Raw genomic sequence first — 23,625 nt, 5'->3', positions numbered from 1 at the left:
AATAATTCTTACGCTGCTTTGTCACTTTCTACCTCGTCATCAATGGTACTATTGTGCTTAACGAGGTATCCTAAGTCATTAAACCACTTCAATCTGTACTGGTACGAAAAAGCTGATCAAGTTAAAGACACTGAACAACAAAGCGATATGCTTGCAGGCGCCACAGCCGCCGAAGTCGACGAGTATGGCTACATCCGCCACGAAGCCATCAGCGACTGGGCGCTCAGTAGCTTCCGAGACCACTACAACGATGCCACCATCACCAAAGAAGACATCTTTTGGTACGTCTACGGCATCCTGCACTCTACCGAGTACAAGCAGCGCTTCGCCGCCGACCTGAAAAAAATGCTACCACGCATCCCCTTTGCCGGTGATTTCCGGGCATTCAGCGACGCAGGCCGCAAGCTGAGTGAATGGCACCTGAACTACGAAACCGTCGAGCCGTTCCCGCTAGACGAACACGGCGGTAAAAACCAGAGCCTGCTGATGATTGAAGACGACGATTACCGGGTATCAAAAATGGTGTTCGGGAAAAAAGGCAAGGACAAGGACAAGTCCGTCATTGTCTACAACAGCAACCTTATCCTCGAAGGCATACCGCTGGAAGCCTACGAATACGTGGTCAACGGCAAATCGGCGATCGAGTGGGTGATGGAGCGATATCAGGTCACGGTGGACAAAAACAGCCACATCCAGAACGATCCGAACCAGTGGTCTGAAGACCCTCGCTACATCGTCGATCTGGTAAAACGGATTGTCCGTGTCAGCGTCGAGACCGTGAGAATCGTCAAGGCCCTGCCACCACTGAACGAGACCACGGTATAACCTCAGCCGCTTTCATCATGTACTCTCAGGTCGGTATAGCCGACCTGATGAGTCAACTCATTGAGCAGATGCTGGTACTCATCCACGGTTGCCGGTGTCAGCTCATCCATCAATGCCGGGCTGGCTGGTCCATGCTGCCCCCGCTGCTGATAACTGGAGATATACCCCCGGTTATCGGCCACGTCATCAGGAAACAGGGCAATCACATCACCCTCCGAGAATTTTCTGAATACCACTTTAGTCATGATTTGAACCGGCATTGTTAATGATCAGGAATCCTGCCAAACAATGTAGACCAGTTTCAGTCATTGAGGGCATCGCCATGAAGTACAGGTTGACGATGTGGATAAGGATGAAAACCTCGCTCCGGCAGCCCTGATCGGAAGCCCGATGTACCGTCAGGGCATGCCTCTGCAACCCTGGCAACAGGGATTTATTAGCCAGTGCCTGAGTCATTATCAAGCCTATGGAAGACCATCGCCGGCATACCGGCTTTGATCTGGGCTATAACGCCTCGATGCAGCCGACAGAGCATTAGTGGCGGGATTGTTCGCAGGTGCTGTCGCAGCGAGAATTTGCCAGCTTGATGCGGGTGGGGTGGCATTAATTGTGAAGCTGCATAGACTGATCATGTTTTGTTGATTCCATGCTGTTCGTTCTGTGTTAGCCTTTTGCTTCAGCCAGTAATGAGTATGGGCTACCAGTCATCCCACTCGTCCTGTAACAATGTATGGCCCGGAAGTCAGGTAACTTCAGGGCAAGCAACAGAACTCTGCGTTTGTTGTTTTGAGATTGTCGCATAATGCGGAGGTGCCATGACCCAGACGGTCTTTAATATCTATTGTGATGAAAGCAGGCATACATCCGATCCTGCTGACCGTTATGCCATCATTGGGGCCCTGCAATGTCCAATGGACCAAAAAAGGCGCATTGTTCACCGAATTCACTCACTTCAGGCTAAATACAATACCCATGGTGAGTTTGGCTGGAAAAGGCTTTCCCCCAATCGGTGCGAGTTTTATAACACAATGAGGCAGGTTTTCCTTGAAGAGGCCTGTTTGCATTTCCGTTGTATCGTTGTGGACCGTACCAGTTTTGAGAATGAAACCTACAATAACGGGGACTCAGAGCTGGGATTTTACAAGATGTACTATCAAATGCTGGTTCATTGGCTGGAGCCGGGGCATCGTTATCGGCTTTTTCTAGACTGGCAGCAGAATGCCAGCAGCTCACGCTTCTCTGATTTGAAAACAATCCTCAGCCGTAAACTGTCTGGTCGGGCTCATATTCAATGCCTGGAGCCTGTCAGCTCCCATAACCAGCCATTAATTCAATTGGCAGACCTGCTTATTGGAGCTGTCGGCTACCAGTGGAATGGCCGAACTCAAAGCCTATGCAAACACTCTTTTGCAGCTGATCTGGCAAGGAGCTTAGGTCGGGTAACGCTTAAGGCCTCTACCTATCCCGGAGAAAAGAAATTCAATATTTTTCATTTCACCGGGAGGCACTGATGGCTGAATCCCTGTGGCCTCAGTTACGTTTAAAAGCTGACACCGAAGCAGAATTGATTGAACTGTATCGCCAAGTCTATATTGAGACCTATGTTTTTGATGAGCAAGGAAGAAAGAAAACTCTGACTGGCTGGGATGGCCAACACTATCAATTTTCTGCCTACGCTTTCGATCATGCGTTCACAGAGTCAAAGGATTACCGCACCAATTCAGGTATTAATGATGGTGGATTTTCAAAAAAGAGAGCAAGACGGATATTGTGGATCAAAGAAGTACTGGCCCTGTCTGCCGGGACAATCCAACGCTACTCTCAAACTCGTAAAACGGACAGAGGGCGCCAGGCAAAGCGTCGTACGATGGTTGTTGTGGAAGAGCAATATGTGGTTGTTTTTAATGATCCAAAGACTCCCGGCGAGCCCTTTCAATTCGTGACTGCATTTCCGGCAGACAGGAGCTACCTCGCAAGGCTGAGGCGAGAAAGTTATCTTGCTGAGACGCGGAAAAGTTAACAGGTGAAGAGAGAAAAGCCCCAGTCTTATGGCGACTGAGGCGCTGCCACGATCCAGAGCCTTGGGCAAAGGATCAACCGGCTGTTAAGCCTGACTGAATAGTAGTTCATGGTATCGGCTTTGACAAGCTCCCTCTTTAGCAGCCCGGTTAGCGATTCTAACTACCAGAAATATCCACGGTTTCAAACTGGACGGGGTATAGGTCGAAATGAGCCTTGCCCGTGGGGCAGTGGCAAGAAGTTTAGGAAATGCTGTGATGGATAACGGACTCCCCCCTACACTACCTTGTGAAAGCGGAGTCAATCGGGCTGCCATAAAACCCGGCACAATGGACTGGCCTGCGCCCAATGACAACACCAACAACCCGATACGAGAGACAATGGTTTACCAACGCCCCTGGAAGTCTTTTCAAACGCAGCTTGATATCCTGCAATCGAGAAACCTTAAGGTGACGGATGAAGCAGCAGCCATCAACCATTTGCAGCGTATCGGGTATTACCGCCTCAGTGCCTACCTGTACCCGTTTCGCGTGTTCAGACTGGCGCAGGACACGGAAACCGGAGCAATCAAGACGGTTCGGGAGGACTGGTTTGTCGATCACACGCATTTTGCTGATGCGGTTAATCTGTACGTGTTCGACAAAAAGCTGAGGCTGTTATTGCTTGATGCCCTGGAACGGATTGAAGTCGCCCTGCGGGTGGATATCGCTTATCTGCTGGGTGAGCGAGACACGTTTGCCTATCAGCATATCGAGAACTTTCATCCCACATTTGCCAAACGAAACAGCCAGCATCAGAAATGGCTGCAAAAGTATGAGAGCCTTTTGAAGCGTTCAAAAGAGGACTTTGTCAAACACTACGAGCAGGTTCATGGGGCAGATCTACCCATCTGGGTTGCCATTGAGGTCTGGGATTTTGGTGCGCTTTCCCAACTGTTTGCCATGATGCGAGTGCCGGACCAGACAGTGATTGCCCAAAAATATGGCGTGGCAAACTTCAACGTCTTTAGAAGCTGGTTGCGCTCCCTTAACTACCTGAGAAACCTTTGTGCCCATCACAGTCGTCTATGGAACCGAAACGTGATTGACCAGCCCCGACTCCCGCAAAAGGGCGAGATTGCCTGGTGTGATGCCTACATCGGAAAACCGGACCTGATTTCGAGACCATTTCTGCTGATCAATATTGTCACGCAACTGATACGGATGGTTTGCCCTTCCGCTTATCCTGGGCCGTAATATTCAGCTCCCGGCTGAGCTTATTCTGACGAGCCCGTATTTCTGTCGAAATGTCAGCATTTGTTAACAGGCGACTGCCCTGGACCCTTGCTGTTTGAGGACTGTAACCTGCGGCAATCGCTGCACGGGTAGCATTCTGATCTATTAGGTATTCATCAACGAACCGTCGCTGCTTATCATTTATAGCTATCATTCCATGACAATCAATAGACTTAATATATCATCTGCCGACAGACGCAACGAACCGGAACCACCAGCAATAAAAGCCATTTGCCCCTGTAAAGGTAAGTACACTTCATGGACACTGTACGAAGCCCTCATAAGCCTCTGATCTGCCGTGTCCATTAAAGTCAAAACTGCCTGATTGGACAGACTGTAAATCTGAGTCTAGTTTTTCTTTTACACAAATAAGATGTAAGAGGAAGCAGTAACGTGAAAGGCCAGAATGTCGGATACATCCGGGTCAGTAGCATTGATCAGAATACCGCCCGCCAGCTTGAAGGCATTGACCTGGATACCACCTTTGAAGACCATTGCAGCGGCAAAGACACCGATAGGCCCCAGTTAAAAGCCTGCCTGCGCCATTTGCGGTCCGGTGACCGGTTACACGTTCACTCCATAGATCGCCTTGCCCGCAGCCTTAAAGACCTGCAAACACTGGTTGAAGACCTGACCGAACAGGGTATCAGTATCCAGTTTCATAAAGAGAACCTGATTTTTACCGGTGACAGTAACCCCATGCACAAGCTGATGTTGCAGATGATGGGGGCGTTTGCTGAGTTCGAGCGGAGTATGATCCGGGAGCGACAGCGGGAGGGGATTGCAGCGGCCAGGAAGCAGGGTAAGCAGATCGGGGCCACAAGAAAATTAACGGCTGATCAGGTCAACGAGGTAGTAGAGCGAATTAAGGCTGGGGAGCAAAAAAATAAGCTGGCTGCTGAGTATGGCATTAGCAGGCAGACACTATACAACACCATCAACTCTATCAGGTAGATAACCCCAGACAGACTCTCGACATTGACGACATTGACGACATTATTCACTAATCCAGATGAACACTGAACTTATAATGTCGTCGATTGAACAAGACCCATAAGCCTGTATTACGACATAACCTTAAAGGGCCGCTGGCAATTCGGTCGTGGCTTAAAATAGAGCGTATCTAGGGCCACGACCAATACAAGCCAACCAGCAGCCAATCTAAAGAATTATGTCGTCATGGTCGTTTGGTCGTAGGCCGATATATTTCAGGCTTTGCCCCCCGCCCTTTTTTGGTAACATCCATTAACTCTATTCTGGGGGGAACCTCTTCCAGCAGCTTTTTCAATGCTGTACTAACTTCTTTACCGCTCCGATTCCGGTTGAAGTAGTCCCTGATCGCTGTTCTGCTGGCCCCCTTTCCCCGATTGTTTTGATCAATACTACAAATTGCCTCATAAACCTTTTCGGCAAAGCTGTTTACCACAACCTGTCTGGCTTCTTCACCCGCAGTGTTCAGTAGATACCGAATACTGTCAGCAGAGTAATCGACCCAGCGATAAGCCTGATTGACATGCTCAGCCTGAATTTCATCCAAATCATCCAGGAGGGAAAAAAGAGCTGACAAGATCCGCACAAATACCCGTTGCCTGGATAACAAATTGGCTAACAGTTCCGGCATTGCATCCTGTTCGCGCTCCCTGGGCTCATACTCAGCATCAATAACCGCTTTGGCTTCTGCTGACATCCTGACCTCTTTACCCGCCTTCTCATCAGACACATCATCATGTGTTTTATGATCTCTGGCCCGAATAATGCTGTTTGCGAACCAGTCGGGTAAGTCGGTCAACTCTGCGTCTGAATATGATCGGGGTGATGGTTTATATTGTCCCCGGTTTCCATAGATAATCAGATTCCTGTTCAAAGCCCCGTTAGCACTCTGCCTGCCAAATGCCTTATGAGTTTTTAGTTCTTCAGGAGTAATATGGCCAATAATACAGATATGGGGATTGGAGGCGATTCTCGGATTGATTGTTGAATTCTCCAGTGTCTTACCATCAAAAGCATCTCGCAGTACGATGGAAAGCGTATTTCCGGCTCTCAGATCTTGAGTCAGGACATTGGCATACTCCGACTCTGTCACCATTAAGCGTTTATCTTGAAGGCACTGGTCATCCTGATTATCCTCTTCAGGGTCTCTGATTGCCTGAATCAAGCCTTCGCCAGATGATAAACCTGATCGCCTCCTTGGCGGTATATAACCATATTTCGCAATCAGTCGCTGAGTTGCTTCCTGTTCGATACACAATACCTGGGCTTCTGCCGTACCTTTAACTTTTCCAGTGCGGCCCACCAGAAGGCCGTATAAGTTCAGCCCGCATTTTTCATTGCCAATTTTAACATAGCGATGCTGGCCAATATGTGCGGCAAAATAAATAACATAATGAAGGGCCACCGCCATAGGGTGAGCCTCTGTACCAATACATGCTGCATTAACAGCCGAAGCCAGTGATGCAGGAAATGCGTCATTTGGCGAAATAGGCCGAGTATTAAAAAGTATCCCTTCCTCCGTATCAGACAGGCTGTCGCTGGCAGTAACCTTAGCCTCAGTAAAAGAAAAATGCTGCTGTGCATGGTCGCCAGAAGGCTTATCCTCGATTTGCTCAGATAATGCTAATGGTTCGCTACCGGGCGTTGCAGCAGGCTTACGCTCATTGCCATTTTCGTCAAAGTGTTCACGATAAATTTTTCCGCACTTATAAATCGGCTCTTTTTTGTCACCCATTGTTTTTATGCCTTCAAGGTGGTCATTTTGTGGTGGTAACAGGTTTGCCGGGGCTGGCCTGCAGGCGAGCCAGCTCACAGCCCTTTGCAAATAAAACAGATTAAGTTTCGAGGTTTTGTCTCTGCTGTTCCCAACGAATGATGGAAGCCTCGGACCAGCGAATACAGCGGGGGCCTAAACGGACGGGCTGCGGAAACTGATCAGATTTCAGCCAGCGATACAGCGTCGTATTCCCAATCAGGAATCGTTGCAGGACTTCTTTGCGGGTAAGGTAGGTGTCGTTTTTCATGAGTATCCCTCTCGGTTTTGGAACGTCAAGGGATACTATGGAGTGCTCTCAGGAATCTTGCAGGTGAGCTAATGCGGATTTACTCATCTTCGACACATCATCTAACACCATAATGGCATAAGCTATTCTATCGCCTTTGTTTTTTAGCCGATCAGACATTTGATTAAGGTATTCTTCATCACTACCCAGATATTTTCTATACCAGTCCTTAACCGTGTTTTCCCTGTCATGCATATCGAATAGCTCTGAAACCTCAATGAAAATTTCTTCCATGGAAATACTTTCATGCCGTTTATAGACATGAACCATCAGCGCAACAGCACTGCGCACGACATGATCATTATCTTGAGAGAGGAGATTTTCTGGCGTTGGCTTTAGTTTACCTTTTTTGCCCTTGAGATTCAGAGCTTGTTCAACATCAGTACCATTTATGACCTTTTCTAACCCTCGGCCAAGGTAACGTAGTGTCTCAATCCCAACCCTTGGTGGAGGTAGAAAGTGACCGCCATATACCTGTTGCGAGTATTTATCCCAAAGTTTTGGGTGGTCATTAAGAATTTTTACGGCTGTAGTTAGTGCAAATAAACTGGATTCCATCAACTGATAACCAGAAGTGTCATCCCGCCCCTGCTCGGCTGAATGGATATAATCCATTGCTATCGATATTGCGCAGAGATCCTGTTCTTTTTTAACTTGACGCCGCAACTCCCTCCTATCCTTTCTGGTTCTTATAGGTTTATTGGAGTTTACTCTCTGAAAAAAACTCTGACCGGTAACGACGTCACATTTCACTTTATGCCATTCGGTCAACTCTTCGTCCGAAGGTTTTTCATGCAAGCAGGTCAAAGCACTGTACTTATACTCAGGCATCTTTATGACTCAGTTTTATTATTGTTTTGCGATCATAAGCCAGGCATACAAAAATCTGAAGAGCCTCTTCAGAAACGTATCGCTCACTAAACGGGGACTAGAATGGGGACTAAACTGACAGATACAAAAAAGCCCGAAGTGCTTACTAACGCTACGGGCTTTGCTGTGTATGGTGCCGGCACCAAGAGTCGAACTCGGGACCCACTGATTACAAGGCCGGAAAAACCATAGTACCAAATTAGTTCATTATGTTGAAATTTGCTTGTAAATCCCTGTAATACCACTTATTTCAACGTATCAATGATTATCAGAACGTTCATTCCTGTTTCAGGAAATCTCACTTCTAACCTATAGTGTTACCCTATAGTGAATAATTAAATAGGTTCAGAGAATAATGACAATACTGACGGACGCAGAGGTTCGAAATATTCCTGATGGGAAAACCCGGACAGAGTCTCTTGGGCGTGGGAATGGTGCCATGTTGTTCTGGCGGGAGCGTGGTAATGTGCAGTGTTACTACCGTTACTATTCTGGTAATCGTCCGACATTGATTCATATAGGGCCTTTTACTGAATCTAAAGCAGATGCCGGTTACTCCCTGAAGGAATGCCGGGAAAAAGCAAATGATCTGGCCAAGACTAAACGTGAAATTGGTAAGCAGGATTTGAAGCAGTATCTGGAGCTGGAAGCTGAAAAAGCCCGACTTGCTCAGATTGAAGCTCAGCGGCAAAAGGAGATTGAGGCAACCCGTGGCTCGCTGGCGGATTTGATTGCCGGGTATATCCAGCAGTTGGAGCGGGACGGGAAAGACAGTGTCAAGGAAGCAAAACGCTCCATGGAAAAAGACGTGATTCAGGCTTATCCAGCCATTGCCAAAAAGAAGGCTCGGGATATTTCACCGGATGATATCTGCGACATCATTGCCACTATTGTTGATCGGGATGCCAGAGTTCAGGCCAACCGAGTTCGATCACTGCTTCATGCTGCCTTCCAGTATGGCGCTCATGCTGATTACGATCCCGCCAGACGGGGCAACAAACGCTTTAACCTTGAACAAAATCCTGTGGGCCTGATCAAAAAAGACAATGCTGCCGAGAAGACCCATGACCGAGTGCTGTCTGACCATGAGCTTCAGGACTTCTACCTGAATATTCACCATAGTTACAAAGTCGGCATTATTGCAGCCTGCCTGGTTCGCATGATGGTGGCCACTGCGGGCCAACGCCCGAAGATGTTGATTCGGTCAACCTGGCAGGATTATGACTTTGAACGCCGAACCATCACCCTGACCGAGCGCAAAGGTAGAGCGAAGCCAAGAAAACATGTGATCCCGTTTACGGCTCGGGCTATCCGGATAATGCGGATCGTCCAGGCCCATAACAGCGACTTACCCGGCCCCTTCTATACAGTCGGTGGCAAGGAGATGGGGCTGGATAGCCTGAAGAATGTTTTTAAATATTGGCATAACCATCGCACGAATAAAGCAATGGAGTTAAACCTGCCAGAACCGGAAAAGTTTACGGCGCGGGATATCCGACGAACCATCACCAACCTTATTACAGATGCCGGTGTCCGTCCGGAAGATAATGACCAGCTTCAGTCTCATGATCAGACTGGAGTGGTGAAGAAGCATTACGACCGGCATCACCACCTGCCTCGAAAGCGAGCGGCAATTCGTCAGTATGATCGGCGGTTGAGCTATGTTTTGACTGGGCGAAAATGGGATAGCCAAAAGACACTGCAACGATAAATCAAACACCTTTTTCCCGTGGCGTATCACTATTTACTGCTATACCTCTTTTGTAACCTGACTCCCGCAATCAGATGATTGCATTTTACTGATATTTCGCAAATCAGGAGGTTCGCCATGGGTGGTCCGGATACCGATGATATGAGCAAAGAAGAGCTGGATCTTTGGTCTGATATCAACAACCCGAATAACGATGCAGATATGGATGACTGGGCGGATGCTCACAATCCAAACAATGATGACTATCTGGGCGATGATGAAGAGTAAGCCCTGATGTTTATGAATTTCTGGAGTTAATGTTATGTCTAAATCTCGTACACAGAACAATCACAAGTCCGACCAGGGTAATGCCAATAAAGGCACCTCTGGGCAAAACAAGCCTCACTCTCAGGTTCACGGTAACCGGGGTAAGCAAATGAATCCCAACCAGCAGGGCAAGTAAGCAAAATCCCCCCGGCAGTCACCCTGTTTTCAGGCTGGCTGCTTTTTTATGTCGCTCGAAATGGCAGTGAAAAGTACCAAACATTGCAACAACGTCTTCTACTGTTAATCCCAGCTTTTGAATACTCGGTAAGAACGATTGGAGCAACCGCTCCATAAATGCGGCGATATGATAAAGTAGCTGGTAATAAATTGGATCATGTTCACCTCGCTTAAGAATAAGTAATTCCAGAAACTTACCCACAACATCGGGATCAGGAAGATGGTCACCACCAACCCAGCCCATCAACTTCCGTCGCTTACTTTCTATATCCGCTATAGAGTAATCATCCATGGGGACATGCTCCGCCATTTCCTGCCAGGATTCATAGCGAAAATGGTTGCGAACCAGCTTAAAATACATTTCTACTGGCGTTGTCACAGATTCATCATCCATGGGGACAGGCAATATTTGCCCTATCAGGCTTTTGTAGCGACTCTCTTCAGGTTCGTCAGCAAAGTTGTCTGATAACCACTCCACCTCGGCGCAAGCCAGAATATCCATTTGTAAGCTGATACCACCATAAATCCAGTCATGCATTTTCCGCTCAAAATTACTTGTCCGCCGGAGGTACGGTTTATCAATGAAATTTTTCCTTAAGGTTTTCTCACTAATACCTATTGGTACTTCAGTTTGTTCTTCGAGCAACCGGAAGATACCTGTGCCTTTAGGAGCCCCCCATAACTCCATAAACATGGGCACAGGCAGAAAGAAAAAAAGCGGAGATACCAGTAACTGCTCTGATTCATTAGCTGGTTTCATACTCAGGACTTACCCTGCATCAAGTTGCTTAAGGGGAACTTTATCTGCCGTTATCCACGCAACCAGGCCATTGGTGCTCCTGCCGCTGACAAAAGCGCCAGCAGAGCTTGGGCTGCTGAACTCATAGTCCTCAGTGAATAAATAGCTATCACCGTCATCGATGATCACACCTTTTTCCAGCAGTCTCTTCCGGTTTTTAATGGTACCTGAAGGACAGGTTTTTGTGGTTTCCTTACTGGCCCGAGAGCCTTTGATGACCGTAAAGCCCTCTTCCGATCGCAGGCCAGAGGCACTAACACCTTTAGCAGACAGATGCAGAACCGATGATTCGTCAGGCGCTGTATTACTTTGTGATCTTGATTGTCCGGGAGTCAGGAATGACGCGGATGAAAAGTGGTGAATACCCAGAACAGGCAGTAGCTGAAGCACTCTTTCAATAAAAACATCCATTTCGGCGCGATCAGCCTCAGGCAATGCAGAACCACTGGAAACGCTGTTCATCACCATCGCGCGCTTACCCGCCTGAGCTGTTTCAATCAACTTACCTTCAATATACCGAACAACTAAAAAAAGCTTGATCGTCGCAGGTTGCATAGGAAGAGTGTCGGTTGGTTGGCAGTTGTTTTATCTTACGACCAATCACCAACTTCGCGAAAGTACTAACGCATGGCATCCTGCCTGCAAAATGCCACAGTAGAAGCCCTATCCAGCAACCAGTAGAATGATCCATTTCATCATCACTGAGCAGGCTCTGAGCATTCCACGAACAATATTCTTATTCGGGGCTGCCATTATTGTCTTGAAAGTTGCGTTGAACGCCTTGGAGAAAGCATGTCCCAACTGGAAAATATCGAAGCCATCGAAAAACGACTGTGGAAGGCTGCTGACACGTTGCGTGGTAATTCTGAACTGGCCAGTAATGAGTATTTTCTGCCGGTAATGGGGCTGATTTTTCTGCGTCATGCTTACAGCCGGTTCCTTGCTGCACGGCGTGATATTGTTGCCAGCCTTCCCAGTCGTGGTGGCAAGACCCGTGATGTGACCAAGGAGGACTTTTCCGGGAAAGGGGCCATTTTCCTCAAGCCGGAAGCTCAGTTCGATTATCTGGTTGCCCTGACCGATGCTGACGACCGCAGTGGTGCCATTATTCAGGCGATGGAGTCCATCGAATCGGAATACAAAAACCTGGAAGGTCAGTTGCCCAAACAGGAATACCGCAATATCCCCAACGACGTTCTAAAAATCCTGCTGAACACCCTGAACCCGGAAGAACTGCAAACAGCCAGCGGTGATATTTTTGGCCGTATCTATGAATACTTCCTCACTCAGTTTGCCGATCAGGGTGCGCACGATGGCGGTGAGTTCTTTACACCGGTGTCACTGGTGCAGTTGATCGTTAATATTCTGGAACCTGACCACGGCAAGATTTTTGACCCGGCCTGTGGCTCTGGCGGTATGTTTGTACAAAGTGCCCACTTTATGGAGCGTCACAAGCAGAACCCTCAGCAGCTTACCTTTTTTGGCCATGAGAAAAACCGTGTGACCACTCGCCTGGCCAAAATGAATCTCGCGGTGCATGGCCTGGAAGGCAATGTAGAAGGGGGCGACAGTGCCATCACTTACTACAAAGACCCTCATGCCGGGCTATTCGGCACGGTGGATTATGTGATGGCCAATCCGCCGTTTAATGTGGATGAAGTGGCGGCGGACAAGGTAAAGAATGACCCGCGCCTGCCCTTCGGCCTGCCCGGAGAGAACAAAAGCAAAAAGGTGCCCAATGCCAACTATCTGTGGATTCAGTATTTCTACAGCTATTTGAACAGCACGGGCAAAGCGGGCTTTGTTATGTCCTCCCAGGCATCCAGTGCCGGGCGGGATGAAGCGACGGTGAGAGCCGATCTGGTCAAGACCGGTGATGTGGATGTGATGGTGGATATCCGGGGTAACTTCTTTTACACCCGTTCGGTGCCCTGTCAGCTCTGGTTTTTGAATAAGGCAAAACCGGCGCAGCACAAAGACAAGGTGCTGATGATTGATGCCCGTAATGTCTACCGCAAAGTGACCCGCAAGATTTTCGACTTCAGCCCGGAGCAGCAGCAGAACCTCACCGCGATTGTCTGGCTGTACCGGGGAGAGTATCGGCGGTTTATTAAGCTGGTGATTGAGTATCTGAATGAAACCCTGATTCGTTTGACCGATGCACTGTTACCCACCCAACATCAGCGGGGTTTGCTGTGGTGTGCAGTAAAAATGCAACGCCAACTGAAAACCCTGCGTGGTGCCGTGACCGATCTGGATACACCGCCTGACCTTGATCTGGAGGGTTTCAATCACACCCTTGACCAGCTTTGCACCAGCCTGGCCGGATTGAAGCAGCAGGTTATTCCCTGCCACCCGGCAGCCGGTGATCTGCCGCTGGATGACGTGCATCAGCTTGAGCAGGCCTACCAGCCTTTTGCCGACACCTGCCGTGATTTGATTAAGGATGTGGACCATGCCGTTAAGCTGGCAACAGGTATGACGCAACAGGCGATCCGCCAAATTCGGGAAGAATTACTGGCTAAGGATGGGGAAGCCAATGAACTATCAGCGACCATGAAAGCCGGTGCCGCCGATGTAGCCGCCATGGTCAGCCATGAGCAAAAGCTGAAAACCCTGAAGGATGAGATCAACGGTCTGGGCAAACGGCGCACGGAATTGCAGCGTAATGGCAAAGCCATTGAAGAGTGGCGTAAGGTGGCCGTTGAACAGCTTAAGCAGGTGCGCTACTGCCACCAGCAGGCTCATTGGTTACTGTCCCGCTTTCCGGAAGCTCGCCTGTGTGATGTGGCAGGGCTGGTAAAGCTGGTCACACTGGCAGAGATTGAAGCCGCCGACTGGAGCCTGACGCCGGGGCGATATGTGGGTGTGGCACCGGAAGCGGTGGATGAGGATTTTGATTTTGAAGCAGCGCTTAAGGATATCCATATTGAGCTGGAAGGGCTGAATCAGGAAGCGGTGGAGTTGGCAGCTAGGATTGCCCGTAACTTTGAGGGGTTGGGGGTATGAGCTTGGTCATTGCGCCGATAAAAGATTTTGCTCATGGCATTTATGATGGCCCCCATGCAACGCCAAAAGAAGCCACCGAAGGGCATATCTTCCTTGGCATAAAGAATGTCACTCCCGAGGGCAGGTTGGACTTCTCACAGATTAAATACGTATCTGAGGAAGAATTCCCGAAGTGGACCAAGCGTGTAACACCACAAGCGGGGGATGTGGTGTTCTCGTATGAAGCGACTTTGCACCGCTATGCCGTTATTCCTGGAGGATTTGACGGATGTCTTGGTAGACGGATGGGGCTGGTTCGGCCCGACACAACCAAGTTGCTACCGAGATACCTTCACTACTACTTCCTATCTCCAGTATGGCAACGCTATCTGGAAACAAAAGTTATTACTGGGGTGACAGTAAACCGTCTTCCCATTAAAGACTTCCCTGATTTTTTGATCACTGTACCAAGCATTGATGAGCAAGCACGTATTGTTGATGTCCTGTCATCATACGACGACCTGATCGAAAATAACCATCGTCGTATACAGTTACTGGAAGAGTCAACCCGGCTGCTCTATCAGGAGTGGTTTGTTCATTTGCGCTTTCCCGGCCATGAGCATGTAAAGGTAGTTGATGGTATTCCAGAAGGATGGGAGCCAACGAAATTGCCCGATATCATTGAGGTAAACCCCAAAACCAAGGTCGAAAAGCAGCAAGAGATTTGGTATGTACCCATGTCTGCACTGTCCGAATCTGCAATGACTGCTGATAAAAAAGACTTTGAACGCCGCACCAAACATACCAACGTTAAGTTTATCAAAAATGACACCCTACTGGCCCGAATTACCCCTTGCCTTGAGAATGGCAAAACTGGCTTTGCATATTTTCTGAAGGACGATGAAATTGCCTGTGGTTCTACAGAATTTATCGTTCTCCGTGGTAAGCGGGTAAGTCCTGAGTTTACCTATTGCCTAGCCAGGTCTTATCCGTTTAGGGAAAATGCCATAAAAAGCATGACTGGCTCTTCTGGCCGCCAGCGGGTTCAGATTACTTGCTTCAATGAATATTCTGTCCCTCTGGCACCTGAATCAATACTTTGTGAGTTTGATCAGTTTGTTGCTGAAAACTTCTGGCAAATTCGCAACTTAATGGATCAAAATGCCAGACTGGAAAAGGCTCGAGACCTGCTTCTACCCCGCCTAATGAACGGAGAACTAACCCCATGAAAAGGACGACCGAGGATGCCCTGGCACAAGAGCCCACGGCAGACTTTCTGCTTCAGGACCTGAACTGGAATGAGTCAATCTTTGCCCAGAATGAGGTTTTTGGTAAAGAAGGCACCCTTGGTCGTGAATCCGATAGAGAGGTGGTGCTGACCCGCTATCTGGGAGAACAACTGATCAAACTGAACCCCGGCCTGCCCGACAGTGCCTATCGGGATGCATTGCAGGAGGTGGTCAGCATCAGCAGTTCATCGTCCATGCTGGCCGCCAACCAGGAGAAAGCGACACTGCATAAAAAAGGGGTGAAGGTTACCTGTCAGGATGAAAACGGGCAGCGGGTGCAAAAGTATCTGCGGCTGTTTGATTTTGACAACCCGGAGAATAATCACTTTCTGGTGGTGCGGGAATTCTGGGTACGGGGCGATATCTACCGACGACGGGCGGATATTATCGGCTTTGTCAATGGCATCCCGCTGGTGTTTATGGAGCTGAAGAATGTCCATAAAGAGCTGCGTGCCGCCTACGACCAGAACCTGTCTGACTATAAAGACACCATCCCCCATCTGTTTCATCACAATGCCTTTATTGTGCTGGGCAATGGCATTGAAGCCAAAATCGGCTCCCTGACCAGCCGGTATGAACATTTTAATAACTGGAAACGTCTGCACGAGGAGGAGCCGGGTGTGGTGGATATGGCCACACTGTTAAAAGGCACCTGTAGCAAAACCAACCTGATGGACCTGTTTGAGAACTTTATTCTGTTTGATGAGAGTTCCGGTGAGTTGATTAAGGTGGTGGCACGGAACCATCAGTTTCTGGGGGTGAATGAAGCGGTTCAGGCGGTGGTTGAGCGTGAAGAACGGGAACGGAAGCTTGGGGTCTTCTGGCATACCCAGGGTTCTGGCAAGTCCTATTCCATTGTCTTCTTTACCCGCAAGGTGCATCGCAAGCTGGGTGGGAATTTTACCTTTCTGATCGTGACGGACCGGGATGATCTGGATACCCAGATTTACAGCACTTTTGCCGGGTGCGGATTGGTCAACCATGACCAAGACCCCTGTGTTGCCGCCAGTGGCAATGACCTGCAACAGTTACTGGGGCAACAAAAGAACTATGTGTTCACGCTGGTGCAGAAATTCAACAAGAAGGTAACGGCCCCCTATTCCAACCGTAACGACATTATTGTGGTGACCGATGAAGCACACCGCACCCAGTACGGCACCCTGTCGCTGAATATGCGTGACGCCCTGCCAAACGCCAGCTTTATTGGCTTTACCGGAACGCCGTTGTTCAGCGATGACCAGATTACCGCCAAGGTGTTTGGGGATTATGTCTCCACCTATGATTTCCAGCGGGCCGTTGAGGACGGTGCCACGGTGCCCCTCTATTACGATGCCCGGGGTGAGGAACTGGTCTTTAAGGATGACGAAGGCAAGGAACATTCGGTGGCCTCGCCCAAAGGGTTGAATGAAAAGATTGCCGAGAAGCTGGAAAAGCTTGAAATTGACGATGTGAATGTGGAGCAGCGCCTGGAGCGGGCACTGAAGCGGGATTATCACATCATCACCGCCACCAGCCGACTGGACCAGATTGCACGGGATTTCGTCCGTCATTATGCCAACGGCTGGGAGAGCGGCAAGGCCATGATGGTGTGCATTGATAAAGTGACCTGTGCCCGTATGCACAAGCTGGTGATGTTCTACTGGGAAGAGCATATCCGGGAGCGGGAAGCCGACCTGAAGAACGCCAGGGATGAACAGGATAAGATCTGGCGCAAACGACAGATTCAGTGGATGAAAGAGACCCTGATGGCCGTAGTGGTGTCGGAAGAGCAGGGAGAGGTTCAGAAGTTTAAACAGTGGCACCTGGATATTCTCCCCCATCGCCAGCTGATGAAAGAGGGCTTTGCCCTGGCCGATGGCAAGCGACTGAATATGGAAGAGGCCTTTAAGAAAAAGGATCATCCCTTTCGGGTGGCCATTGTCTGTGCCATGTGGCTAACCGGGTTTGATGTGCCGACGCTCTCGACACTCTACCTGGATAAACCGCTGAAGGCCCATACGCTGATGCAGGCCATTGCCCGGGCTAACCGGGTGGCTGAAGGCAAGAGCAACGGGCTGATTGTGGATTACTGCGGCATTCTGAAAAGCCTGCGCAAAGCGTTGAGTACCTTTGCCGGACGGGGCGACGATGGCCGGGGTGAAGATGATGACGGAGTGGACCCAAACCATCCCAATACCGAGCTGCTGGATAAACTGGCCGAGGCGATTACCTTTGTCCGCAACTTTCTAAAACAGCAGGGGTTTGCGTTTGATGATCTGCTGAAGCAAACCGGGTTTGACCTGAATGCATCCATTGATGAAGCCAAAGAGGCGATCAATGAGAATGACAAGACCCGCAAGCAGTTTGGCATTATGGCCCGGGAGGTGTTCAAGCTGTTCCGGGCCTGTATCAATGTCAGTGGGGTTCAGCAGTACCGGGATGAGCGGGATGCGATCAATATTGTCTATAAGCGGTTGCAGCAGGATCAGGAAAAGGCGGATATCTCCCATATTATTCAGGAACTGCACGGTATTGTGGACTCTGCCATTGAGACCCGGAGTGAGGTTCGGGATGAGGACGACCAGAGCCGTTTATACGATATCAGCAAGATTGATTTTGACCGGCTGAAAAGTGAGTTCGAAGCCTCAAAGCAGAAGCGCACCACCGTTCAGAGCCTGAAAACGGCCATTGACCAGCGGCTGCATAAGCTAATGATTCAGAACCCTCTGCGGACCGATTACCGGGATCATTACGAGCGGCTGGTGAAGGAGTACAACCAGGAAAAGAACCGGGTAGTGATTGAGAAAACCTTTGAAGAGCTGCTGAAGCTGGCAGACCAGCTGAACGATGAGCAGAACCGCGCCGTTCGCGAAGGGCTGGATGAGGAGACCCTGGCGCTGTATGACATTCTCAGGAAACCTGATTTAAGCAAGAAAGAGATTGCTGCGATCAAGAAGGTGGCCACCGAACTGCTGGCCACCCTGAAGCGTGAGCGGCTGAAAGTGGCGAACTGGCGGGAGAAGGAGTCTGCCCGTGATGCGCTTCGTCAGCAGATTTATGATTTTCTGTATGATGACAAAACCGGGTTGCCAGTGGGTAACTATGAGGAGGCGGATATTGAGCATTTGACGGACGGAGTTTATCAGCATATTTACCGGGTTTATCCTTCGTTGCCTTCGCCGGTTTATGGGGTTACTCATTAATTGTTTTTGTTTATCTGTCGTTTGAATTTTCAATTATGTGCCTGTTAGTTCTAAGCTTGCTACGTCACTTACCCCCTGAATCTATGGATATTTTACCTCATGGTATAGTTGCGATACCCTCAAATGGCAGGTTTGAGAATAGTTAGGAATATTTGCATGGGTGCAGGCAAGGAAGATACCGAGGAGCTCTACGTTTCAAATGGTCAGGGCATATCTCTGGATGATTTAACAGCTCTCAGGGCTGAGGAGGAATCTAGTCGTCAGGACAGGTTGGTGGCTTTGTATCGGAAGCGGATGAGGGACGATGATATTGAGCTGAGTCTGGATAATGAAGAAAGGCTTATCGAGTACTTAGCCAGCGAGCCAGAAGTATGTCCTGAATTTGAACAAGGTTACAGAGATGCAATATTCAAAGAATCACTCAGCAGAGAGGAAGAACAATATTACAATGAGTGCCTTTCTATGCCCTATGAAAAACTGGAAAACAGATATAATCGCGTTAGTCATATTACTCAGTCAATGTCTTGGTCGGTAAATAGCTCAGATGCTCTCTGGGATGCAAAAAGAGAAAATGAGATTGTCAGAATAGCCAGAGATGAAGTAGCCCAAATTAACAAACAGGGTAAGAAAGCTCTCAAACAGGCTAATAAAATTCGCATGGAAGCAGGTAAACCGCTTTACTATGTGGAGATCAAACCACAACAATTAATCATCCCGATCTTGGGGTTTAAAGAAGACACATTACGAAAACTATGGGAGTGGCTGATTCAGTACCACTATATTTCTAGGGATCAGTCCTTCAATAAATTTGAAAAAGCGTGGCATGGTGTTGGTATAATCGACTGGAAAGGCCCAAAGTGTTCGCTAGCTGTGTTCATTGATTCCATACCTGTTTCTAATAAAGATAACTACGGTAAATGGCCAACAGTGCTGGGAATATATTCTTTGAAAAGGGGGTCGGCAAAGTACCTTCAACAATCAATTAAGAAAAAAACCAGTAAAAAGCACAGAGAACGCTTTGATCAAATCTGGAAAATGGCAACAGAAATCCCTGAACACCAATAATCACGATAACTCAATTACATCCCCATTCCAGATACCCCCGCCAACCTCCCTGTCAATAATGATCAGGGAAGCTTATTTCTGAATATCCCACTGCATTTAACTTTCAGCAAGGTTAGCAAGACTGTCTAAGGAAGCTGCGAATAAGTCCCTTTTTCCAAAAACAGCGTCATTAACACCAAGGGTTACCAAAGGTAAGGATGGACTTATTCGCACCTTCCCTAACTAATTTTTTGACTGCAATGGACTACTTTCTTTTTTTTTAGACTCTAGCCAATAATGAATTTAACCATTTGATTTATATAAAAAAGCAGACAGCTAGTTTCTCTCAGACCGAAACAATAGTCCGTTTCAGAGCCCTTCACCTCTCTGTATCTTTTCCATTGTTCCTTTGGGATTCAGCCGTACCCAAGGAACCCATAATGGAATCAAATGGAGTTTGAAAGATGGGAAAAAATATCGAAGCTGGAAAACCAGCGACCCTGCCAAATAACAGCCAGGTCAACGGTGATGTCAGGTTCGTAAAACGCAAGCATATTGAAGATGTCTTTGATATCAGTCGTTCAAGTATTTACCGGATGATGACGGATAAGAGTTTTCCAGAGCCAATATATCTACCTGGTGGTGGTGTGAGGTGGATATGGTCAGAAGTACTGGAGTGGGCAAAGCAACGTATTAATGCGAGGAATTCTTAAACATGGACTTCCTTAAAAAATGTTTTATTGCTCTGTCCGATAACGCAATCTCAACCGCTAGCCCAATGACGTTAATCAACGATGGCATAATCCATCGCTACCGAGTGATGGGGGATCGCGCTGGCAGTAAAAACGGCTGGTATGTGCTCCATGGCTCAGAGGTAATGATTGCAGGCTCATGGAAAACATCGCAGCAAGTGGTGGTTCATAACACTGAGCTGGAAACATTATCTGCCCATGAACGTGAACAGCGGCACCGTGTGATCCGGGAAGCACAGTTCAAAGCCGCTGCTGAACAGTTGCGCCAGTACACTTTAACCGCCCGTAATGTCGAAAGACTCTGGGAACGTTCGCCATCGGCGGATCAGGATCACCCATACCTGATCGACAAACGGGTATCAGCCTACGGGCTTCGTCAGACTGGGGATAACCTGCTGGTACCACTCAGGGATGCCAGCGGGAAAATCTGGAGTGTTCAGTTCATCGAACCCAGTGGCAAAAAGTGGTTTGCCAAAGGTGGGCGTGTGCGTGGTTGTTTTCACTTGATTGGCGAACCGGGGATAAAAGGCACATTGATGGTCTGTGAGGGGTACGCCACCGGCGCGTCAATCTTCAATGTTCTCGACAATCCGGTATTTGCTGCTTTTAACGCCGGAAACCTGATCCATGCAGCAAAGGCCATTAAAGAGGCTTACGGATCTTTCATTATCATGATGGCCGATAACGACCGCCAAACGCCGGGAAATCCGGGCATTACTCAGGCTATGAAAGCGGCACTTGCGGTAAATGGAAACATACTCTGGCCTCCGTTCAGCGAGGGTCAGCCGGGTACAGATTTTAACGACTGGCTGGTTCCTAAAGGAGTGGACCATGAGTAAAAACAATGACAGCCAGGATTCACTTCAATCATTGATGGAGTCTGCCGCTTCGGCGGCTCCCAATGCCTCAGTTCTGGATCGGATAATCACTTTGGCCAGAGCCAACTGTGACCTATTCACCGATGAAGCCGGGAAAGCCTATGCCTCATTCAGTAATAGCCGTGGTATTCGAGAGACCTGGGGAGTTGAGACCAGCGCATTTCGCAAGACTTTAAATCATTGGCACTACCAGGCTTGTCAGAAAGTGGCGAAGAAGGATGTCATCAGCGAATCCTGTGAGCAGTTGGCTGGCTTTGCCGCTCTTGAGGGTGTGAAGCACTCTGTTTTTATCCGCACCGCTTATGCTGATGATCACTATTATCTGGACCTCTGTAACGATGACTGGAGTGTTGTAGAAATATCCTCGGCGGGTTGGCAGGTTTTGCCTGTCAGCCCAGTGAAGTTTATCCGGTCCGATACGATGCAGCCCTTACCAGTGCCTGTTGACGGTGGTGATATCAACGAGCTATGGCAATTGATGAATGTATCTGAGGAAGATCGTCTTTTGGTCTTAACCTGGATACTCGATTGTTACAGGCAGAATACGCAAAAGCTGGTACTGGAGCTTCTTGGTGGCCATGGTCGTGGAAAGAGTGAAACCACTCGGGTATTGCGGGGGCTTATTGACCCCAATACCGCATCTCTGCGTCGTATTTCCAGGCAGGATGAAGCGTTGTTTGTCAGTGCCCAGGCCAACTGGATACTGACCTATGATAATGTCAGTCATCTGACCGATGATCAGCAGGACTTACTCTGTCAGCTCTGTACCGGTGCGGCTTTTGTGAAACGAACGGCGTACTCTAATGCTGATGAAACGGTTCTGAGCGCCCTGCGACCTCAAATCATCAACGGTATAACACCTGTGGCCACCCGGCTTGATTTGATTGATCGCTGTATTAGTACTGAACTTCCACCTCTCCTGCCTGAAAAACGAACCAGTGAGACCGACCTGAAGCGGATGTTCGTTAAGGCTCAACCTTCTCTGCTGGGGTCATTGCTGCAATTACTTGCTGATGCACTTAAGCGCTTGCCAGATGTCCATATTGATGAGTTACCCCGGATGGCTGACTTCGCCTTGCTTGGTGAGGCTGTCTGCCAGGTCCTGGAGAGTAAGCTTCCTTTTATGGCCATTTTTCAGCGCAATAGCCATGCCCTGATCTCCAGCAGTCTTGAGGGTAGCCCGGTGGCCAATACCCTGATGACGTTCTGCCAGCAGTATGGGGAGGGCGTGGTATTCAGTGGCATTGTCAGCCACTTATTCCATCGTTTAGGCAGTTTCAAGTCCGATTACCATGGATGGCCAAAGAGTCCGCGAGGATTTGGCAATGTGCTTCGTCGGGAACAGAGTGCGCTCAAGCTCATGGGGATAACGGTGAACTTCACCGGCAAGCAGCGTCAGGGGCGCACCGTTGAAATTATTTATAAACCCATAGATCAAAGTGCACGACATCCACCACATGCACCGATGGCGCTCTCTACTGTTCCAGTGAATGCATATGGTGCACAACCATCTGATCAACATACACCAGAGAAACCTGATCAGCCTGTTTCCAGCGCACATGGTGACTGTTGTGCACATCGCGAAGCTGAAAATAAGTCTGACGATGATGAGCAGATAGAGCTGGCCATATGACTATGACTCCATTGCAGTTACTGACCTATCTGGAATTGCAGGGTGTCCGTTTAGCGGTTGACTCTACGGGGATTCTGAAAGCCGTTGGTCCCAAGTCCGTACTTACCCCGGTTACTGACCTGTTCCGGTATTACAAGCCTGAGTTGGTCAGTCTTATTACGCAGGATGGGTTTGATATTCTCGTGGTGAAAGAGGCCTTGCGGTTTATCTCCAACGGCCTTGCAGTCACACCCGAGCTACTGGTATTGAAATACTTTACGCCGGAGGACCTGATGGATCTCAGCACTGGGCAGTATCGCAACCTGACTGCATTGCGGGATCTTATCATCAGTGATCCTGACTACCCATTCAGGGATGAATGCAACACAGGAGGTGACCCGTGAACGTAAAGCAGGAACGCTTTGTAAATGCTTACCTGATGGATGGTAATGCGACCCGAGCGGCTCGGGAGGCGGGTTACAGTGAACGTTCAGCCCATACGCAGGGGAATAGAATGTTGAAAAATGATGAGGTTTTAAATGCCATTGCAGAGCGCACTGATGCGCTTCAGCAGGAATCACTTATTACCGCAGAAAGTAAGCGGGATACCCTCTGGCGAATCGCCCAGTTCAATGCCCAGGTCATCGCTGATGATGAGGGTCAGCTCAAGATGCGTAATCCCAGGGCCGCCACCGCAGCCATTAGCGAGCTGAACAAGATGGATGGTGATTATCGCAAGAATGAGGGGCCGATAACACAGGTGAACTTCATTCAGGATTTCGGTGGCGGCGACGATTAACCCTTGCCACATGCACAACGGACGTTGTTATTTGTAGCAAACCCTCT

The 23,625-nt window shown here is 48.8% G+C and carries 26 protein-coding genes; 19 read left to right on the top strand and 7 right to left on the bottom strand.

The window, feature by feature from the left end; translation table 11 throughout:
* Positions 1 to 825: type ISP restriction/modification enzyme (locus ACO6VE_RS17650; RefSeq protein WP_422462595.1), on the top strand; the 825-nt coding region annotated here is incomplete at its 5' end.
* Between the two features lie 2 nt (positions 826 to 827).
* Here ACO6VE_RS17650 and ACO6VE_RS17645 read toward each other — a convergent pair.
* On the bottom strand, positions 828 to 1,070 hold the full coding sequence (locus ACO6VE_RS17645) for a hypothetical protein (RefSeq protein ID WP_422462593.1): 243 nt from the start codon (positions 1,068 to 1,070) through the stop codon (positions 828 to 830).
* A gap of 97 nt (positions 1,071 to 1,167) precedes the next feature.
* On the opposite strand from ACO6VE_RS17645, the gene ACO6VE_RS17640 reads away from it, so the two are divergent.
* The 5 genes from ACO6VE_RS17640 to ACO6VE_RS17620 all read left to right on the top strand — a co-directional run bounded on the left by ACO6VE_RS17640 (position 1,168) and on the right by ACO6VE_RS17620 (position 4,079).
* Positions 1,168 to 1,323 carry a hypothetical protein gene (locus ACO6VE_RS17640; RefSeq protein WP_422462591.1) on the top strand — a complete coding sequence of 52 codons (156 nt, stop codon included), beginning with the start codon at positions 1,168 to 1,170 and terminating at the stop codon, positions 1,321 to 1,323.
* A gap of 317 nt (positions 1,324 to 1,640) precedes the next feature.
* Positions 1,641 to 2,336 carry a DUF3800 domain-containing protein gene (locus ACO6VE_RS17635; protein WP_422462589.1) on the top strand — a complete coding sequence of 232 codons (696 nt, stop codon included), beginning with the start codon at positions 1,641 to 1,643 and terminating at the stop codon, positions 2,334 to 2,336.
* A complete protein-coding gene (locus ACO6VE_RS17630; protein ID WP_422462587.1) occupies positions 2,336 to 2,845 on the top strand; it encodes a hypothetical protein in 510 nt (169 codons plus the stop codon). The genes ACO6VE_RS17635 and ACO6VE_RS17630 overlap by 1 nt, the downstream gene beginning before the upstream one ends.
* A gap of 108 nt (positions 2,846 to 2,953) precedes the next feature.
* Positions 2,954 to 3,109, top strand: a complete 156-nt coding sequence (locus ACO6VE_RS17625) for an SEC-C metal-binding domain-containing protein (protein ID WP_422462585.1) — start codon at positions 2,954 to 2,956, stop codon at positions 3,107 to 3,109.
* The gene (locus ACO6VE_RS17620) at positions 3,102 to 4,079 is read left to right on the top strand and encodes an Abi family protein (RefSeq protein ID WP_422462583.1); all 978 of its coding nucleotides are present in this window, start codon (positions 3,102 to 3,104) and stop codon (positions 4,077 to 4,079) included. Before ACO6VE_RS17625 ends, ACO6VE_RS17620 begins: the two co-directional genes overlap by 8 nt.
* On the opposite strand, the gene ACO6VE_RS17615 is transcribed toward ACO6VE_RS17620, so the two are convergent.
* Positions 4,030 to 4,272 (bottom strand): terminase small subunit, encoded by a 243-nt coding sequence (locus ACO6VE_RS17615; protein ID WP_422462582.1) that lies wholly within the window; start codon positions 4,270 to 4,272, stop codon positions 4,030 to 4,032. The two genes, ACO6VE_RS17620 and ACO6VE_RS17615, sit on opposite strands and share 50 nt — an antisense overlap.
* Positions 4,273 to 4,511: 239 nt before the next feature.
* Here ACO6VE_RS17615 and ACO6VE_RS17610 point away from each other — a divergent pair, with 239 nt between their 5' ends.
* Positions 4,512 to 5,072 (top strand): recombinase family protein, encoded by a 561-nt coding sequence (locus ACO6VE_RS17610; RefSeq protein WP_422462580.1) that lies wholly within the window; start codon positions 4,512 to 4,514, stop codon positions 5,070 to 5,072.
* A gap of 223 nt (positions 5,073 to 5,295) precedes the next feature.
* Here ACO6VE_RS17610 and ACO6VE_RS17605 read toward each other — a convergent pair whose 3' ends face one another.
* From ACO6VE_RS17605 to ACO6VE_RS17595, 3 genes are all read right to left on the bottom strand, one after another.
* Positions 5,296 to 6,843, bottom strand: a complete 1,548-nt coding sequence (locus tag ACO6VE_RS17605) for a DUF3987 domain-containing protein (RefSeq protein ID WP_422462578.1) — start codon at positions 6,841 to 6,843, stop codon at positions 5,296 to 5,298.
* Between the two features lie 100 nt (positions 6,844 to 6,943).
* The gene (locus tag ACO6VE_RS17600) at positions 6,944 to 7,132 is read right to left on the bottom strand and encodes a helix-turn-helix transcriptional regulator (protein ID WP_422462576.1); all 189 of its coding nucleotides are present in this window, start codon (positions 7,130 to 7,132) and stop codon (positions 6,944 to 6,946) included.
* A 48-nt stretch (positions 7,133 to 7,180) separates the two neighbouring features.
* Positions 7,181 to 8,002 carry a hypothetical protein gene (locus ACO6VE_RS17595; protein ID WP_422462574.1) on the bottom strand — a complete coding sequence of 274 codons (822 nt, stop codon included), beginning with the start codon at positions 8,000 to 8,002 and terminating at the stop codon, positions 7,181 to 7,183.
* 394 nt (positions 8,003 to 8,396) lie between these two features.
* Between ACO6VE_RS17595 and ACO6VE_RS17590 the strand changes: the two genes are divergently transcribed.
* The 3 genes from ACO6VE_RS17590 (at position 8,397) to ACO6VE_RS17580 (ending at position 10,194) form a co-directional block, all read left to right on the top strand.
* A complete protein-coding gene (locus ACO6VE_RS17590; RefSeq protein ID WP_422462572.1) occupies positions 8,397 to 9,752 on the top strand; it encodes a tyrosine-type recombinase/integrase in 1,356 nt (451 codons plus the stop codon).
* Between the two features lie 117 nt (positions 9,753 to 9,869).
* On the top strand, positions 9,870 to 10,019 hold the full coding sequence (locus ACO6VE_RS17585; protein WP_422462570.1) for a hypothetical protein: 150 nt from the start codon (positions 9,870 to 9,872) through the stop codon (positions 10,017 to 10,019).
* A 34-nt stretch (positions 10,020 to 10,053) separates the two neighbouring features.
* Complete coding sequence (locus ACO6VE_RS17580; RefSeq protein WP_422462568.1) at positions 10,054 to 10,194, top strand: alpha-amylase; 141 nt, start codon at positions 10,054 to 10,056, stop codon at positions 10,192 to 10,194.
* 18 nt (positions 10,195 to 10,212) lie between these two features.
* Here ACO6VE_RS17580 and ACO6VE_RS17575 read toward each other — a convergent pair whose 3' ends face one another.
* Both ACO6VE_RS17575 and ACO6VE_RS17570 read right to left on the bottom strand, forming a co-directional pair.
* Positions 10,213 to 10,881, bottom strand: a complete 669-nt coding sequence (locus ACO6VE_RS17575; RefSeq protein WP_422462566.1) for a hypothetical protein — start codon at positions 10,879 to 10,881, stop codon at positions 10,213 to 10,215.
* Between the two features lie 123 nt (positions 10,882 to 11,004).
* Positions 11,005 to 11,535, bottom strand: a complete 531-nt coding sequence (locus tag ACO6VE_RS17570) for a DUF4357 domain-containing protein (protein WP_422462564.1) — start codon at positions 11,533 to 11,535, stop codon at positions 11,005 to 11,007.
* Positions 11,536 to 11,826: 291 nt separating this feature from the next.
* Here ACO6VE_RS17570 and ACO6VE_RS17565 point away from each other — a divergent pair, with 291 nt between their 5' ends.
* From ACO6VE_RS17565 to ACO6VE_RS17525, 9 genes are all read left to right on the top strand, one after another.
* Complete coding sequence (locus tag ACO6VE_RS17565; protein ID WP_422462562.1) at positions 11,827 to 14,043, top strand: N-6 DNA methylase; 2,217 nt, start codon at positions 11,827 to 11,829, stop codon at positions 14,041 to 14,043.
* The gene (locus ACO6VE_RS17560; protein ID WP_422462560.1) at positions 14,040 to 15,251 is read left to right on the top strand and encodes a restriction endonuclease subunit S; all 1,212 of its coding nucleotides are present in this window, start codon (positions 14,040 to 14,042) and stop codon (positions 15,249 to 15,251) included. The genes ACO6VE_RS17565 and ACO6VE_RS17560 overlap by 4 nt, the downstream gene beginning before the upstream one ends.
* A complete protein-coding gene (locus ACO6VE_RS17555; protein WP_422462557.1) occupies positions 15,248 to 18,493 on the top strand; it encodes a type I restriction endonuclease subunit R in 3,246 nt (1,081 codons plus the stop codon). The genes ACO6VE_RS17560 and ACO6VE_RS17555 overlap by 4 nt, the downstream gene beginning before the upstream one ends.
* A gap of 156 nt (positions 18,494 to 18,649) precedes the next feature.
* Entirely contained in the window at positions 18,650 to 19,558 is a 909-nt protein-coding gene (locus tag ACO6VE_RS17550) for a hypothetical protein (protein ID WP_422462555.1), read from the top strand.
* Positions 19,559 to 20,001: 443 nt separating this feature from the next.
* A complete protein-coding gene (locus ACO6VE_RS17545; RefSeq protein WP_422462553.1) occupies positions 20,002 to 20,250 on the top strand; it encodes a helix-turn-helix transcriptional regulator in 249 nt (82 codons plus the stop codon).
* A 2-nt stretch (positions 20,251 to 20,252) separates the two neighbouring features.
* Positions 20,253 to 21,128 carry a toprim domain-containing protein gene (locus tag ACO6VE_RS17540; protein WP_422462551.1) on the top strand — a complete coding sequence of 292 codons (876 nt, stop codon included), beginning with the start codon at positions 20,253 to 20,255 and terminating at the stop codon, positions 21,126 to 21,128.
* Entirely contained in the window at positions 21,121 to 22,800 is a 1,680-nt protein-coding gene (locus ACO6VE_RS17535) for a hypothetical protein (protein WP_422462549.1), read from the top strand. Before ACO6VE_RS17540 ends, ACO6VE_RS17535 begins: the two co-directional genes overlap by 8 nt.
* Positions 22,801 to 22,802: 2 nt before the next feature.
* Positions 22,803 to 23,183, top strand: coding sequence for a hypothetical protein (locus tag ACO6VE_RS17530; RefSeq protein ID WP_269676756.1), 381 nt, complete (start codon positions 22,803 to 22,805; stop codon positions 23,181 to 23,183).
* The gene (locus ACO6VE_RS17525; protein WP_422462547.1) at positions 23,180 to 23,578 is read left to right on the top strand and encodes a terminase small subunit; all 399 of its coding nucleotides are present in this window, start codon (positions 23,180 to 23,182) and stop codon (positions 23,576 to 23,578) included. Before ACO6VE_RS17530 ends, ACO6VE_RS17525 begins: the two co-directional genes overlap by 4 nt.
* Positions 23,579 to 23,625: the final 47 nt, after the last annotated feature.

This window comes from Endozoicomonas sp. ALB115, assembly GCF_049310245.1.
In the GTDB taxonomy this organism is placed as follows: domain Bacteria; phylum Pseudomonadota; class Gammaproteobacteria; order Pseudomonadales; family Endozoicomonadaceae; genus Endozoicomonas.
Note: the sequence above shows the minus strand (reverse complement) of the source record. Positions and strands in the feature narration are given on the sequence as shown.